Origin of the sequence: Pseudomonas sp. S12(2018), assembly GCF_024355235.1 — a bacterium.
Classification (GTDB): Bacteria; Pseudomonadota; Gammaproteobacteria; order Pseudomonadales; family Pseudomonadaceae; genus Aquipseudomonas; species Aquipseudomonas palmensis.
This window is the reverse complement of record NZ_QLAD01000007.1, coordinates 256226-270722: the sequence shown is the minus strand read 5'-3', so window position 1 is coordinate 270722 and position 14497 is coordinate 256226. Positions and strand designations below refer to the sequence as shown.

The window sequence follows — 14497 nt, the reverse complement described above, 5'->3', positions numbered from 1 at the left end:
CACCCTGATCTAGAGCCTGAACCCACCCATCTGCCGCGCCAGGTCATCAGCCAGCCCGCGCAACGCCTGGCAATCCACCCGACACGCCTCCACCTGCGCCACCGTCTGGCGCGCCAGGTCGGAAATCCCCTGCACGTTGCGGTTGATCTCCTCGGTCACCGCCGACTGCTCCTCGGTGGCCGTGGCCACCTGCAGGTTCATGTCGGTGATGTGTTCCACCTGCCCGGTAATGGTGGTCAACGACGCTCCGGTCTGCTGGCTCGACGCCACGCCGGTGCCGGTCGCCGCCTGCCCCGCCTGCATCGACGCCACCGCGCTGCCCGCCCCCTGCTTGAGGCGCTGGATCATCTGCTGCACCTCGTCGGTGGACACCTGGGTTCGCTGGGCCAGGGTACGTACCTCGTCGGCCACCACAGCGAAGCCACGGCCCATCTCCCCGGCCCGCGCCGCCTCGATCGCTGCGTTCAACGCCAGCAGGTTGGTCTGCTCGGAAATGCTGCGGATCACCGCCAGCACCTCGTCGATGGACGCCACCTCCTGTGCCAGTTGGCCAACCGCACTGGCCGCCACGCCGATCTCGCCCGACATGCCTTCGATGTGCGCAATCGAGCGCTGCACCACCTCGCGCGCCTGCAACGCTTCGGTGCGCGCGGTCTGCGAGGCGTGCGCGGCCTGGCCGGCATTCTGCGCGATGTCCTGCACGGTGAGGCCCATCTGGTGCACGGCAGTGGCCACCATCTCGGTCATCTCCTGCTGGCGATGGGAGCGCCCGGCGGTGTCCTCCACCACCGCGCTCACCTGCCCCACGGCGCTGCGCAGGTGCTCGGTGGTGCGCAGCACCTCGCCGATCAGGTCGCGCTGGCTGTCCAGAAAACGATTGAAACCCCGGGCCAGGTCGCCCAGTTCATCGGCCCGCGACTCGTCCAGGCGCTGGGTCAGGTCGCCACCGCCCTGGGCAATCGCGGTCAGCGCACCGGTCACCCGGCGCAGCGGGCGCACGATGCCGCGCGCCAGCCATACCACCAGCAGCAGCGACAGCAACGCCACCGCCGCGCCGATCAGGCTGGTGAGCCACACGGCCTGGTTCACCTGGGCGTAGATCTGCGCCTCGGGCACCTCGGCCACCAGGGTCCAGTTCAGGTCGCGCAGCGGCAGGCTCAGGGCCAGGTAGGTCTCGCCATCGCGCTCGAAGCGGCTCTGCTGCAGGCCCTCGTGCGGGGTCAACGCACGCTGGGCGGCGCCTTCGCCGATCTGCTCGGCCAACTGGCGCTTGCCGCTGAACTCGGACTGCGGGTGCACCTGGATCAGGCCATCGCTGCGCACCAGGAACACCCGGCCGCGCTCGCCGAAACTGAAGTCGTGGATCAGTTGGGACAACTCGGTCATGCGCAGGCCCAGCCCGGCAATGCCCACCAGCTGGCCGGCTTTTTCCACCCGAAAGTCGATGAACAGCGCCAGGTCGCCACTGCTGATGTCCGTGTCGATATTGAGCAGGCGCGGCTTGCCACTGTCGATGAACCCGAAGAACCACGAGTCCTTCGGGTTGTCGCGGCTCAAGGTGCGGTCCAGCCCGCCCTGGTTGTAGTAGTGATTGCTGCGCGTGGCGGCGAACAGCGCGGTGAACGCCTGGTTGTGCACACGCACCGACTCCAGGTACTCGACGAACGCACCGGCCTGTTCGGGGGGCTCCCCCGCTGCCAGCCAGTCGCGCAACAGGGTGTTGTTGGCAATGTCGGCCGCCGCCGTCAGAGGCCGGCCCAACATGCGCTCGATATCGTTGCGCATGGCCTCGATGCTCGCCGGCAGCGCCGTCTCCACCAGGTAGCGCTCGGTCAGTCGATTGACCGCCACGGTGTAGATACCAACCACGATCAGAATGCTCGCCACCAGGGCCGCGCCCATGCTTGCGATCAATTGCCACTGGATACTGCGCCGCCAGAACTGCATGAATTTCCCCTGAGTTAAACCAGCCGTGTACCGCGAACACCAGGCCAATTGTATACAACAGAAAATACAATGCTAGCAGTCAGCCACACTCGGGCCGCTCACTGCCCCCAGGGGTCAGTGAGCCAGCACAGTAAAGAGGGAATGCACGCGAGGGGGAAATCAGCTGTTGCCGATTGTCCGGGCAATGACGTCGACCGTGGCGCTGACTTGCTCTTGATAACGGTCGAGGGCTTCCTGATGTGCCTGTTGCAGTTCGATCTGCTGCGAGCACAGGTTCAGGGCGGCCAGCACCAGCAACTTGTCGCCGATCAGCGACGGGTACTTGCGCTTGGTATCGGCCAGGGAGGCCTTGAGCATCTGCACCGCCTGCGCCAGGGTCTGCTCCTGACCTTCAGGGGCCTTGATCGAATAGTCATTGCCCATTATCGACACGACATTGATCGACTGCGCGGTGGTCTTCATGCGGTAACGGCGCCGCCACCGGCACGTTCAACCAGCGCCTGGATACGCGCGGCGGTTGCACCTTGCTTCTCTTCCTGCTCCATCAGGCTCAGTTGCAGGCTTTCGTTCTCGTCCTTGGTCTGGGCCAGTTCGTCGCTCAGCTGCGCGTTCCGCTCGGCCAGGTCGAGGTTCTTCTGCACCAGGTCGTTGACCAGTTGCTCCAGTTGACTCAGGGATGTTTCCAGCATGATTGCGTTCTCACGGTTTTTCAGGGGGCGCACACGATAAAGAAATCTCACCGCACTCGCCAGGGATATCGGGGCCAGAGCCTCGACCGGGTGCAGATTGACCCGTCGATCGGCAACCGGTTCCAGCGCTTGGTCGGATGCCGGGGTAAAAAAAATGACCGGTGGTTCACATTTAGTTACATGCCCCCTCAAGTCTGCCCTGCTTTGACCGATAGGCAATAAGAGTTGCCCCACGACGCATGGACCGCGCGCATTCCTATTCCCTGCCGGATAAAACCATGTCATTACGTAACATGAACATCGCCCCGCGCGCACTTCTGGGGTTTTCGCTGATCGGCGCCCTGATGCTTGCATTGGGCATCTTTGCCCTCAACCAGATGGGGCAGATACGCAAGGCCGGCGAAGCCATCGAACAGATCAGCGTGCCCAGCATCACCAACCTCGACCAGCTCACCCAACTCACCCTGCGCCTGCGCACGTTGTCCTACCGCCTGCTGCTCAACCGCGAAGCCGCCACCCTGCAGGACACCGTGCAACTGCTGGCCAAGCGCAATGCCCAGATCGACGAAGCGCGCCGGGCCTACGAGCCACTGATCGAAGGCGACGAGGAACGGGGCGCGTACAACCAGTACGTGCAGCTGCTCAACCAGTACCGCCAGCTCGAAAACCGCATGGTAAGCCTGTCGCAGGCCGGTGATGTGGAAGCACTGCGCAGCCTGATCAACCACGACCTGCTCGACAACTCCGAGCAGATCAGCGCAGTCACCGATCGCCTGGTCAAGATCAACACCGATCAGACCCGTGTGACCAACCAGACCGCCGCCACGCAATACGACACGGCCTTCACCCTGGTGATCGTGCTGCTGGTGGCCGCCACCGCACTGACCCTGCTGTGCGCGCTGCTGCTCACCCGCAGCATCGTCAAGCCGATCGACGAAGCGCTGCAGGCGGCCGAGCTGATCGCCGATGGCAACCTGACCAAACCGATCAACACCACCGGTACCGACGAAGCGGCGCGCCTGCTGCACGCCATGGGCAAGATGCAGCACAAGCTGCGCGACACCCTGCAGCAGATTGCCGGCTCCGCCACCCAGCTGGCCTCGGCGGCCGAAGAGCTGAATGCAGTCACCGACGAAAGCGCACGCGGCCTGCAGCAGCAGAACAACGAGATCCAGCAGGCCGCCACTGCCGTCACCGAGATGACCAGCGCGGTGGAAGAAGTGGCACGCAACGCGGTGAGCACATCCGAGGCGTCCAAGCAGGCCACCCGCTCGGCCGGCGACGGTCGCGACCTGGTCATGGAGACCGTCAGCGCCATCGAGCGCATGAGTGCCGACGTGCAGGGTACTGCCGAGCTGATCGGCAACCTGGCCGGCGAGTCGCGTGACATCGGCAAGGTGCTCGATGTGATCCGCGGCCTGGCCGACCAGACCAACCTGCTGGCCCTCAACGCCGCCATCGAGGCGGCGCGTGCCGGTGAAGCCGGGCGCGGCTTCGCCGTGGTCGCCGACGAAGTGCGCGCCCTGGCCCACCGGACCCAGCAGTCGACCAGCGAAATCGAGCGCATGATCGGCAGCATCCAGGGCGGTACCGAACAGGCGGTGAACTCGATGCGCCACAGCACCGAACGCGCCGAGTCGACCCTGAGCATCGCCCGCGGCGCCGGCCTGTCGCTGGAGACCATCACCACCGCGGTGGCCGAAATCAACGAACGCAACCTGGTGATCGCCAGCGCCGCCGAAGAGCAGGCCCAGGTGGCCCGCGAAGTGGACCGCAACCTGGTGAACATCAACGACCTGTCGGTGCAGTCGGCCACCGGGGCGCACCAGACCAGCGCCGCGAGTGCCGAACTGTCTCGCCTGGCGGTGGGCCTGAACGGCCTGGTCGCACGCTTCAGCGTGTAGGTCGCCACCGGGCCCCGGCGCAGTGCGCGCCGGGCGCCCGGTTTTTTTCGATCGGCCCCCGCTCGCCGTCGAAAACACTATCTCGTCAGACTTATCTAAAGTTGCTCACAAACTATTCCTAATATTAAGTAGGAATATTCACTGCACTTTAACTTCGGCATCAAAAACCTCACGCCGCACGATAACTTTTCGCAATAACCTCCCCGCATTGCAGACTGGCATAAATACCAGTTTACAAATCAGAATGGCTCTACATCGGACATTACAGACATTTTAAGGCAAGTACCTGCGCGCTCGCTGAAAGTGTGTCGTTGTTCCGTTAGTTGCAGCTTCATCTAACCTCATCAGCATTGAAACTTTCGCCCGAATGCCTGGGAACGCCATGAACAATGCGGCACCTGCACCTGAAACGTCAGGCCTGAAGATAGAAACCCGTACCATCCACCCGGTGCCCCTTGACGAGCGTCACGGCAAGGCCTGGCACCTGGGCCCCTTCTGGTTCACCGGCAACTTCGTACTCACCACCATGGTCACCGGCTTCGTCGGGCCCGCCCTGGGTCTGGCCGCCTGGCAGGCGGTGCTGGCGATCCTGCTCGGGGTGGCCCTGGGCACCCTGTGCATGGCCCTGCATGCCAACCAGGGCCCGCGCCTTGGCCTGCCACAGATGATCCAGTCCCGTGCCCAGTTCGGCCTGCGAGGCGCCGTGCTGCCGTTCATGGCGGTGGTGTGCGTGTACATCGGCTTCAACGTGTTCAACGTGATCCTGGCCACCGATGCACTGACCACTGTGCTGCCGGGTAGCGATGCCTTCTGGTACGCACTGCTGATCGCGGTGGCCGTGGTGATCGCCGTGGTCGGGCACGACCTGCTGCACACCGTGCAGCGCTGGCTCACCTACCTGCTGATCGGCGTGTTCGGCCTGCTCACCCTGGCAGCGCTGCTGTTGCTGGAGGCCGACACCGTTCAGCGCCAGCTGCAGTTTTCGTGGTCGGGCTTTCTCATCCAGCTGTCGGCCGCCGCCGGCTACCAGATCAGCTACTCGGTGTATGTCTCGGACTACTCGCGCTACCTGCCGCCCAGCACCTCGGCGCGCAAGGTGGTGCTATGGACCTATCTGGGCGCCGCAGGCTCTGCGGTGTGGCTGATGTCGCTGGGCGCACTGGTAGCCTCGGCAGTGGTGGCGCCCGAAGCCATCAGCAGCCTGCAACACCTGGGCAACCGCTTCCTGCCCGGCTTCGGCACCTTCGCGATCCTGATGGCGGTGCCGGCGCTGGTGGGCATCATGGCCGTCAACTGCTACGGCGCGCTGCTGACCGGCATCAGCGCGATCACCGCGTTTCGCCCGCTGGCGCCGGGGCTGGCCGGGCGTGCCCTGGGCCTGGGCGGCATTGGCGCGGTGGTGTACCTCACCGCCATCGCGTTGCCCGACAGCTACCTCGACAGCTTCAACCTGTTCCTGCAACTGATGCTGTATGTGCTGGTGCCCTGGAGCGCAATCAATCTCACCGACTACTACCTGTTGCGCAAAGGCAACTACGTGATCCCGGCCATGTTCGACCCGGCGGGCGAATACGGCCAGTGGGCCTGGGCCGGCATCCTGGCCTACCTGGGGGGGCTGCTGGCGATGCTGCCCTTCGTGTCGCTGGCCGGCGTGCAAGGGCCGGTGGCGGTGGCGTTGTCCGGCGCCGACCTGGCCTTCGTTCCCGGCTTCATCGTTTCGGCCCTGCTGTACTGGCTCCTGATGCGCCACCTGCGCGGCACCCCGCCGCCCCCGGTCGCCGAGCCCAAGGCGCCGCAGCCATGACCCCATCCCCGCAAACCGTGCGTGTCGGGTGCTACCAGTTGGCGCCCACCATTGCCAATCCAAGCTACAACCTCGACCGTACCCGGGTGGCCATCGCCGAGGCCGCCGAGCGCGGCGCGCAACTGCTGGTACTGCCCGAGCTGGCGCAGAGCGGCTACGCGTTCTACGACCGCGAAGAGGCCCACGCGCTGTCCGAGCCCCGTGACGGGCCGACCCTCGAGGCCTGGGCCCGGCAGGCCGCCAAGTACCAGATCATCGTGGTGGGCGGCTTCTGCGAGCGCCTGCCCGACGGCCAGGTGGCCAACAGCTCGGTGCTGATCGAGCCCGACGGCCGACGCACCTTCTACCGCAAGGCCCACCTGTGGGACCGCGAAACGCAGATCTTCACCCCCGGCAGCGAGCCGCCGCCGGTGGTGGACACCCACCTTGGGCGCATCGGCATGATGATCTGCTACGACCTGGAGTTTCCCGAATGGGTGCGCCTGGCGGCGCTGCGCGGTGCCCAGCTGCTGTGCGCACCGGTGAACTGGCCGGACACCTCCCGGCCCGGCTTCCAGCGCCCGGCCGAGGTCATCCGGGTTCAGGCCAGCGCCTCGGTCAACCGGCTGTTCGTCATTGCCTGCGACCGCTGTGGCGAGGAGCGCGGGGTTGGCTGGGTGGGCGGTTCGACCCTCACCGATGCCGACGGCTATGTGCTCAAGGGCGGCAAGCGTGTCGGCAAGAAGCAGCTGCTGCTGGCCGACATCAGGCTGGGCCAGGCACTGGACAAGCAGATCAGCGACCACAACCACGTGCTGGCCGACCGGCGCCCTGCGCTGTACCACGAGCTGCTGCGCGACTAGAACTCGATGCGCACGTCACCACGCGGCACGCTGCAGCACGACAGGATATAGCCTTCGGCCTCGTCGTCCTCGGTGATGCCGCCGTTGTGCTCCATGTCCACCTCGCCACCCAGCTTGAGCACCTTGCAGGTGCCGCAGATACCCATGCCGCAGGCCTTGGGGATCATCAGCCCGAGCTTGGCGGCTGCCGCATGCACCGTCTCTCCCGGCGCCACGCGGATGCTCTTGCCGCTGGCGGTGAACTCCACCTGGTGCTGGTCGGCCACGTCCACTTCGGCGGCCTCGGCGGCCTGCTCGGCGTTCTCTACCGCATCGGCCTTGGCCTCGGGCGGCGTGGCGCCGAACGACTCCTCATGGTAGCGCTGCATGTCATAGCCGCTGGCTTCGAGCATGCGCTTGACCGCGTTCATGTAGGGCGTAGGCCCGCAGCAGAAGATCTCGCGTTCCAGGTAATCGGGCGCGATCAGCTCCATCAGCTTCTGGTTCAGGTAGCCGCGATAACCGGCCCATGCCTCGCCCAGGCCATGCTTCTCGCAGATGATGTGCAGGCTGAAGTTGTCGATCCGCGAGGCCATGTGCTCCAGCTCGCGGTGGTAGATGATGTCCTTGGGCGAACGCGCGCTGTGCACGAACACCATGTCGACATTGGCATTGGTGTCATAGAACCAGCGCGCCATGGACATCACCGGGGTGATGCCCACCCCGCCGCTCAGGTACAGCACCCTGGGGCTGGGGAAGTCCATCGCGTTGAACAACCCCACCGGCCCGTGCACGGCCAGCTCCTGGCCTTCATGCAGGGTGTCGTGCAGCCAGTTGGAAACCTTGCCGCCGGGTACGCGCTTGATGGTCACCGAAAAGCTGTAGGGCACCGAGGGCGAGCTGGAGATGGTGTACGAGCGCATGATCGGCTGACCGTCGATTTCCAGCTCCAGGGTCACGAACTGCCCCGGCTTGAAGAAGAACAGGATCGGCTGGTCGGCCATGAAGCAGAAGGTGCGCACATCCCAGGTTTCCTGAATGACCTTGACGCAGCGCACGGTATGCCGGCCGTTGGCCCAGGTCTGAGTGGTCACCGGGTTGAGGAAGTTGTTCGACATGCTCGTCTCCGCGGCCGATCGGGGCCTGTTATGGCGACGATGATGCGCAAGGTGCAGGCGGCGCACATTCCTGTTCGCGACATCGGCGTACTTATCGCGACCAGCCCCCGCCCACAAGGGCTCGCGCGTCGGGAACGGATCTGGCCATGTCGCCCATGGGCATGGTTGCCGCCGCGGGCGAACGCACACTCCATCGCACATCAACCTGCTGTCTGAGCCCTGCGTCGCCACACGAACGATTAGCCACTTTCGCGGCCCGCACGGGCCATGAGGACCTGAACGATGGACGTCACCGCAACCTTGAGCCTGGGCGACCCACTGGACGCTGCACGCAAGGCCACCGCCGACATGCTGCAGACCCGCGAGCGCACCTTCTCGCTGCCGCAACCCTTCTACACCGATGAGCGGCTGTTCCAGATCGACATGCAGGAGATTTTCCACAAGGAATGGCTGATTGCAGGCATGACCTGCGAGATCCCGGCCAAGGGCAACTACCTGACCCTGCAGATCGGCAAGAACCCGATCATCGTGATCCGCGGTGCCGAGGGCAAGGTGCATGCCTTCCACAACGTGTGCCGCCACCGTGGCTCGCGCCTGTGTACCAGCGACAAGGGCAAGGTGGCCAAGCTGGTGTGCCACTACCACCAGTGGACCTACGAGCTGGACGGGCGGCTGCTGTTCGCCGGCACCGAGATGGGCGACGACTTCGACATGCAGCAGTACGGTCTCAAGCCGGTGAACGTAAAGACCGCCGGTGGGTACATCTTCGTCAGCCTGGCCGACAACCCGCCGGCGATCGATGACTTCCTCGCCACCCTGGCCCATTACATGGAGCCTTACGACATGGAGAACACCAAGGTGGCGGTGCAGACCACCCTGATGGAAAAGGCCAACTGGAAGCTGGTGCTGGAGAACAATCGCGAGTGCTACCACTGCAACGCCTCGCACCCGGAGCTGCTCAAGACCCTGCTCGAATGGGACGACGTCACCGACCCGCGCGCCGACCAGGCGTTCAAGGATCACGTGGCGGCCAGCGCTGCGGCGTGGGACGCGGAGAAGATCCCCTATGCGCATGCCAGCTTCGGCCTGCGCAACCGTATCGTGCGCATGCCCCTGCTCAAGGGCACGCTGTCGATGACCCTGGACGGCAAGCTGGGCTGCCAGAAACTGATGGGGCGCATCCAGAACCCCGACCTGGGTTCGATGCGCATCCTGCACCTGCCGCATTCGTGGAACCACTGCATGGGTGATCACATCATCGTGTTCACGGTATGGCCGATCAGTGCCCAGGAGAGCATGGTCACCACCAAGTGGCTGGTGCACAAGGATGCGGTTGAGGGCGTGGACTACGACCCGGCACGCATGCGCCAGGTGTGGGACGCGACCAACGACCAGGACCGGCGCCTGGCCGAAGAGAACCAGCGCGGCATCAACTCGACGGCGTATCAGCCGGGGCCGTATTCGAAAACCTACGAGTTTGGCGTGGTGAATTTCGTGGACTGGTACAGCGAGCGGATGCTGAGCAACCTGGGCGCGGCGCCGGCGCCGTATCTGAAGGGGGTGGCGGCGCAGTAGTCCCATTCGCCGGCAAGGCCGGCTCCTACGCATCAACTGTAGGAGCCGGCCTTGCCGGCGAAGAACCCCATACAATCTGTACAAATTTTGACCAACACCCGCAAACCCCAGCCCCTACTGCCCCATACCTACTCCACCAACACTTTATCCACAGCCACACCCACAGCAATTGTGGGCAACCCTTGTGGAAAACTTCCGCTCAGCGCCCTTCAATTCACAGCGTGCAATAGATCAAAAAGTGATCAAACCTCTGTAAGCCTTTGAATACGTGCCCCCCAGCACTGCACGAACACCTTATCCACAAAGCCGCCAACAGACTTTGTGTGCAAGTATCCCTCTTTGCAAAACCCATGTGGATAAACCGCCGAAACCCCCGATTTTCGCTGCCGCGTGAGTATTTCGCGGTGGATTGACGAGGTTTTGTGCGTTTTTTGATCAAATAGCTGAACACCTTTAACCACGTGGCCTGCAGCCATGTCCGAACAGATTATCCACAGAGCCGCCAACAAGGATTGTGAGCAAAACTGCCGTCTCGCTGGACGACGGGCATGAAAAAACCGCGAAAAATTCGCGGCGCGTATTGATCACTATTTGAACAATAGCCTGCAGGCCACGGTTGACGTGGCCTGCAGCCATAGGCAAACACTTTATCCACAGAACCGCCAACAGACTTTGTGCACAACCCTTCAGCGCAGCACACCCTCCTCCACCAACAGCTTCAGGATCGCCTCGGCGCCTTCGCTCGGGGTCACGCCCTTGAGTACCTGTCCACCGCCGCCACTGGCCTTCGCCGTGGCGGCTTTCATGCGGTCGGCACCGCTCTTGGCCTTGATTACCTTGAGGCGTTTGGGCCGGGGTCTGGCCGGCTGCAATACAGCATCTGTGAATAACTCGTCCTCCACCACCGCCACCTCATGGGCCGCCAACAGCCCGCGTTGCGCCGGCCCATAGGCGCTCTGGCGCGGCACCGGCGCGGCGTTATCCACAGTGGCGAGCATCGGCAGGCGCACGCTCAGGCGACGCCGCTGCCCCCGTGGCAGGGCCTGCAGCACCTGGGCCACGCCATTGTGGATGGATTCCACCTGCGCCAGCCCCACCACCAGCGGCCAACCCAGGCGCTCGGCCAGCAGAAACGGCAGCATGCCCGAGCCTTCGCCGGTTTCGGCCTGGCTGCCGCTCAGCACCAACTGCGCCCCCGCCTCGCGCAGGTAGTCGCCGAGCACGCCCAGCACATCGGCGCCTGCGGGCTGCTGCAGCACGTCCAGCTGCGCCAGCCCCATGCCCAGGTACGCGCGCAGCGCAGGCTCGTGCGGGTCGCCGGCGTGCAGCACCTGCAGGTTATCCCCAGCCAGTTGCAACCCCAGTTCCACAGCCCGCGCATCCTGTTCGGCGCGGCGCATGCGCCCCGAGGTGGGGTGGGCGCCGATCGAGACCAGGCTGATGACCTTGGTGTTCATGAATGCCCCCTCAGGCCGCATCGCGCCGGGCGCTGTTGCGATAGTTGTCCACAGCCTCGATCAGCGCCTGCAAAATCGCCGCGCTGTCGCCGATGACCGCCAGGTCGGCACGCTTGATCATGTCGCAGCCGGGGTCCAGGTTGATCGCCACCACCTTGTCGCAGGCACCGATGCCCTGCAGATGCTGGATCGCCCCGGAGATACCCACAGCCACATACACCCGCGCCGTGACCCAGGTACCGGTGGCCCCCACCTGGCGATTGCGCGGCATGAAGCCATCGTCCACCGCCACCCGCGAGGCCCCTTCGGTGGCCCCCAGCGCGACGGTGGCCCTGTGGAAAAGTGCCCAGTCCTTGACCCCGTTGCCGCCCGACAGGATGAATTCGGCCTCGGCCATGGAGATGGTGGCCGGGTCCACCGGCACCGGGCCGAGGTCTTCGATACGCGCCAGGCTGCGCGCCGCGCCTGTGGACAACTCCACCGGCAGGGCTTCATGGCGGGTTTCGCTGACCGGCTCGGCACATTCGGCCGCCGCCAGGATCAGGCGCGCCAGCCCGCGTACCAGGTCCTGCTGGCCAGCCCCGGCGCGCCCGCTGCACAGCCCGTCCTTGACCTGCCACACCCGCGTGGCCGGGCGCTCGCCCAGCGCCGCGGCAAGGCGCCGGCCCAACTCGCCGCCACCGCTGCGGCTGTCGGGCAGCAGCCAGTGGCGCGGGTTGAACTGGTTATCCACAGCCCGCAGGCCTTGCACCCGCTGCTCCGGTGCATAACCTGCGAACGCGTCACCGTCGATCTGCAGCAGGCGGTCGACGCCGAACGTGCCGAATGCGGTTTCCTTGTGCTCGCCAAACACCACTGCCAGCACCGCGCCGTCGCTGCCGGCCAAGCCGTGGGCCAGCCCGAGCACATCCCGGTCGTGGCTGCTCAGGCGCCCGCCGACCATGTCCGGCACCACCACGATGTAGAACGCCGGCAACGGCACCTGATGCAGCGGCACCAGCACCTCGGCGGCGGCGCTGCGCTTGCTCGTAGCGCCCTGGCTGGCGCCGCTGCGATCGATGCGCTTGATCCCATTGGGTCCGATGAAACCCACCGCATGCGGGTTCTTGCGCAGCACGCCATTGGGCCCCATCCACTGCGTCTGTTGGGCCTGCATGGCTGCGTGCAGCGGGTGCAGACGGTTGCGTGCAATCCACTCGGCACGCGGGTCACGCCGGATGATGTCGCTCATGGGTCCACCTGCGCAGGTTCTGGTTGGCTTGCTACCGGCGTGCTGGCAACCGTCGCTTCACGCAGCGCGTCGGCCACCAGCTCGGCCAGGTCCTTGATCTGCGGGCGTGGTTCGACCACGCCTTCGAGCATCGCGGTGCACTGCGGGCAGCCCACGGCCACCACCTCGGCGGCGGTCTCGCGGATGTCCTGCATGCGCATGTCGGGAATGCGCTGCTTGCCCGGAATGTCGGTGATCGGCGCTCCGCCACCGCCGCCGCAGCAACGCGAGCGAAAGCCGGAGCGCGCCATCTCGCGCACCTCGATGCCCAGCGCGCGCAGCACCTGGCGCGGCGCCTCGTACTCGCCGTTGTAGCGGCCCAGGTAGCACGGGTCGTGATAGGTCACGCTGGCGCCCTTGTGCGGCGCCAGGTCGAGGCGGCCGGCGGCGATCAACTCGGCGATGAAGCTGCTGTGATGCTGCACCTGATAGTGCCCGCCCAGCGCGCCGTATTCGTTCTTCAGTACATGGAAGCTGTGCGGGTCGCAGGTGACGATGCGCGTGAAGCGGTACTGCGCCAGGGTCCGGATATTGCGCCGGGCCAGTTGCTGGAAGGTGGCCTCGTCGCCCAGCCGGCGGGCCACGTCGCCGCTGTCGCGTTCCTCCAGGCCAAGCACGGCAAAGCCTACATTGGCCGCCCTGAGCACCTTGACGAAAGCGCGCAGGGTGCGCTGGTTGCGCATGTCGAAGGCGCCGTCACCCACCCACAACAGCACGTCGGTGCCGTGCACCTCGCCCAGCACCTCGAGGTCGAGGTCGGCGGCCCAGTTCATGCGCCCGCCCGGGGCGAATCCGCCGGGGTTGTCGGTGGCGATCAGGTTGTCCAGCACCTCGGCGCCCTTGTTCGGCGTGGCGCCTTTTTCCAGGGTCAGGTGACGACGCATGTCGACGATCGCATCCACGTGCTCGATCATCATCGGGCACTCTTCCACGCACGCCCGACAGGTGGTGCACGACCACAGCGTGTCGGCATCCACCAGGCCGTCGACGATCGGCTGGTGCGGGTTGCCGCCGTGTTCGCCGAGCGGTTTGCCGGGGTACGGGCTGCCGGCAAACTTCGCATCGGTGCCACCCGCCAGGCCCACCACCATGTCCTGGATGAGTTTTTTCGGGTTCAGTGGCTGGCCGGCGGCGAACGCCGGGCACGCGGCCTCGCATTTGCCGCATTGCACGCAGGCGTCGAAGCCAAGCAACTGGTTCCAGGTGAAGTCCCTGGGTTTTTCCACACCCAGCGGTGCGCTCGGGTCTTGCAGATCCAGCGGCTTGAGCCCGGTGGAGCGTCCGCCGCCGAAGCGTTCGGCGCGCCGGTGCCAGGCCAGGTGCAGGGCACCGGCGAAGGCGTGCTTCATCGGCCCGCCCCAGGTCATGCCGAAGAACAGCTCGCTCACCCCCCACAGCACGCCCAGCCCGAGCAAGGCCACCAGCACCCAGCCACCGGTACCTTCGGGCAGGATGCCGGCTACCGGCAGGGTGGCGATGAAGAAGCTGGCGGAAAACACCAGCAGGCTTTTCGGCAGGCGCATCCACGGGCCTCTGGACAGGCGCGCGGGCGGGTTCAGCCGGCGCCTGTAGACGAACAGCGCACCGCCGAACATCAAGGCGGTGGCCACCAGCAGGGCGTAGCCGAGGAGGCGGTTGTGCAGGCCGAAACCGTGCACCAGGATCGCCAGTACGGCGGCCAGCACGAAGCCGCCGGCGGTGGCGACGTGGGTGTTGGCCATGTACCTGTCGCGGGCGACCACATGGTGCAGGTCGACCATGTACCGGCGTGGCATGGCCAGCAGGCCCTTGAGCAGCTCGACCCGCGATGGCCGGCCTTGGCGCCACATCCGCACGCGCCGCAGCGCGCCGAGCACGGCCAGGCCGAGGGCGGCGAACAGCAGCAGGGGTAGCAGGGTGTTCAACATGGGAA

The 14497-nt window shown here is 65.5% G+C and carries 11 protein-coding genes; 4 read left to right on the top strand and 7 right to left on the bottom strand.

Features of this window, described 5'->3' with window-relative positions:
• Window positions 1-9: 9 nt before the first annotated feature.
• The 3 genes from DN388_RS18340 to DN388_RS18330 all read right to left on the bottom strand — a co-directional run bounded on the left by DN388_RS18340 (window position 10) and on the right by DN388_RS18330 (window position 2636).
• Window positions 10-1947 (bottom strand): methyl-accepting chemotaxis protein, encoded by a 1938-nt coding sequence (locus DN388_RS18340; protein WP_255001508.1) that lies wholly within the window; start codon window positions 1945-1947, stop codon window positions 10-12.
• Window positions 1948-2106: 159 nt separating this feature from the next.
• A complete protein-coding gene (locus DN388_RS18335) occupies window positions 2107-2409 on the bottom strand; it encodes a cell division protein ZapA (RefSeq protein ID WP_043863631.1) in 303 nt (100 codons plus the stop codon).
• On the bottom strand, window positions 2406-2636 hold the full coding sequence (locus DN388_RS18330) for a hypothetical protein (RefSeq protein ID WP_255001497.1): 231 nt from the start codon (window positions 2634-2636) through the stop codon (window positions 2406-2408). Before DN388_RS18330 ends, DN388_RS18335 begins: the two co-directional genes overlap by 4 nt.
• A gap of 278 nt (window positions 2637-2914) precedes the next feature.
• Between DN388_RS18330 and DN388_RS18325 the strand changes: the two genes are divergently transcribed.
• From DN388_RS18325 to DN388_RS18315, 3 genes are all read left to right on the top strand, one after another.
• Window positions 2915-4540, top strand: coding sequence for a methyl-accepting chemotaxis protein (locus DN388_RS18325; protein WP_043863629.1), 1626 nt, complete (start codon window positions 2915-2917; stop codon window positions 4538-4540).
• 382 nt (window positions 4541-4922) lie between these two features.
• The gene (locus DN388_RS18320; protein ID WP_082405773.1) at window positions 4923-6344 is read left to right on the top strand and encodes a cytosine permease; all 1422 of its coding nucleotides are present in this window, start codon (window positions 4923-4925) and stop codon (window positions 6342-6344) included.
• Window positions 6341-7186 (top strand): nitrilase-related carbon-nitrogen hydrolase, encoded by an 846-nt coding sequence (locus tag DN388_RS18315; protein ID WP_078480831.1) that lies wholly within the window; start codon window positions 6341-6343, stop codon window positions 7184-7186. The genes DN388_RS18320 and DN388_RS18315 overlap by 4 nt, the downstream gene beginning before the upstream one ends.
• Here DN388_RS18315 and gbcB read toward each other — a convergent pair.
• Window positions 7183-8283 (bottom strand): glycine-betaine demethylase subunit GbcB, encoded by a 1101-nt coding sequence (gbcB, locus tag DN388_RS18310; RefSeq protein WP_043863626.1) that lies wholly within the window; start codon window positions 8281-8283, stop codon window positions 7183-7185. The two genes, DN388_RS18315 and gbcB, sit on opposite strands and share 4 nt — an antisense overlap.
• A gap of 282 nt (window positions 8284-8565) precedes the next feature.
• Here gbcB and gbcA point away from each other — a divergent pair, with 282 nt between their 5' ends.
• A complete protein-coding gene (gbcA, locus tag DN388_RS18305; protein WP_043863625.1) occupies window positions 8566-9858 on the top strand; it encodes a glycine-betaine demethylase subunit GbcA in 1293 nt (430 codons plus the stop codon).
• 686 nt (window positions 9859-10544) lie between these two features.
• Here gbcA and DN388_RS18300 read toward each other — a convergent pair.
• From DN388_RS18300 to dgcB, 3 genes are read right to left on the bottom strand one after another with little or no spacing between them, the layout of a single operon-like run.
• Window positions 10545-11315: an electron transfer flavoprotein subunit beta gene (locus DN388_RS18300; protein WP_043860354.1), complete on the bottom strand. Its 771-nt coding sequence runs from the start codon at window positions 11313-11315 to the stop codon at window positions 10545-10547.
• Between the two features lie 10 nt (window positions 11316-11325).
• Window positions 11326-12546, bottom strand: a complete 1221-nt coding sequence (locus DN388_RS18295; RefSeq protein ID WP_255001490.1) for an electron transfer flavoprotein subunit alpha/FixB family protein — start codon at window positions 12544-12546, stop codon at window positions 11326-11328.
• Window positions 12543-14492, bottom strand: a complete 1950-nt coding sequence (gene dgcB, locus DN388_RS18290) for a dimethylglycine demethylation protein DgcB (protein ID WP_043860356.1) — start codon at window positions 14490-14492, stop codon at window positions 12543-12545. Before dgcB ends, DN388_RS18295 begins: the two co-directional genes overlap by 4 nt.
• Window positions 14493-14497 lie beyond the last annotated feature (5 nt).

Coding starts and splice junctions, on each gene's coding strand:
- gbcB (WP_043863626.1), bottom strand. CDS start 8,283: ATGTCGAACAACTTCCTCAACCCGGTGACCACTCAGACCTGGGCCAAC.
- DN388_RS18340 (WP_255001508.1), bottom strand. CDS start 1,947: ATGCAGTTCTGGCGGCGCAGTATCCAGTGGCAATTGATCGCAAGCATG.
- DN388_RS18295 (WP_255001490.1), bottom strand. CDS start 12,546: ATGAGCGACATCATCCGGCGTGACCCGCGTGCCGAGTGGATTGCACGC.
- DN388_RS18330 (WP_255001497.1), bottom strand. CDS start 2,636: ATGCTGGAAACATCCCTGAGTCAACTGGAGCAACTGGTCAACGACCTG.
- gbcA (WP_043863625.1), top strand. CDS start 8,566: ATGGACGTCACCGCAACCTTGAGCCTGGGCGACCCACTGGACGCTGCA.
- DN388_RS18335 (WP_043863631.1), bottom strand. CDS start 2,409: ATGAAGACCACCGCGCAGTCGATCAATGTCGTGTCGATAATGGGCAAT.
- dgcB (WP_043860356.1), bottom strand. CDS start 14,492: ATGTTGAACACCCTGCTACCCCTGCTGCTGTTCGCCGCCCTCGGCCTG.
- DN388_RS18320 (WP_082405773.1), top strand. CDS start 4,923: ATGAACAATGCGGCACCTGCACCTGAAACGTCAGGCCTGAAGATAGAA.
- DN388_RS18325 (WP_043863629.1), top strand. CDS start 2,915: ATGTCATTACGTAACATGAACATCGCCCCGCGCGCACTTCTGGGGTTT.
- DN388_RS18300 (WP_043860354.1), bottom strand. CDS start 11,315: ATGAACACCAAGGTCATCAGCCTGGTCTCGATCGGCGCCCACCCCACC.
- DN388_RS18315 (WP_078480831.1), top strand. CDS start 6,341: ATGACCCCATCCCCGCAAACCGTGCGTGTCGGGTGCTACCAGTTGGCG.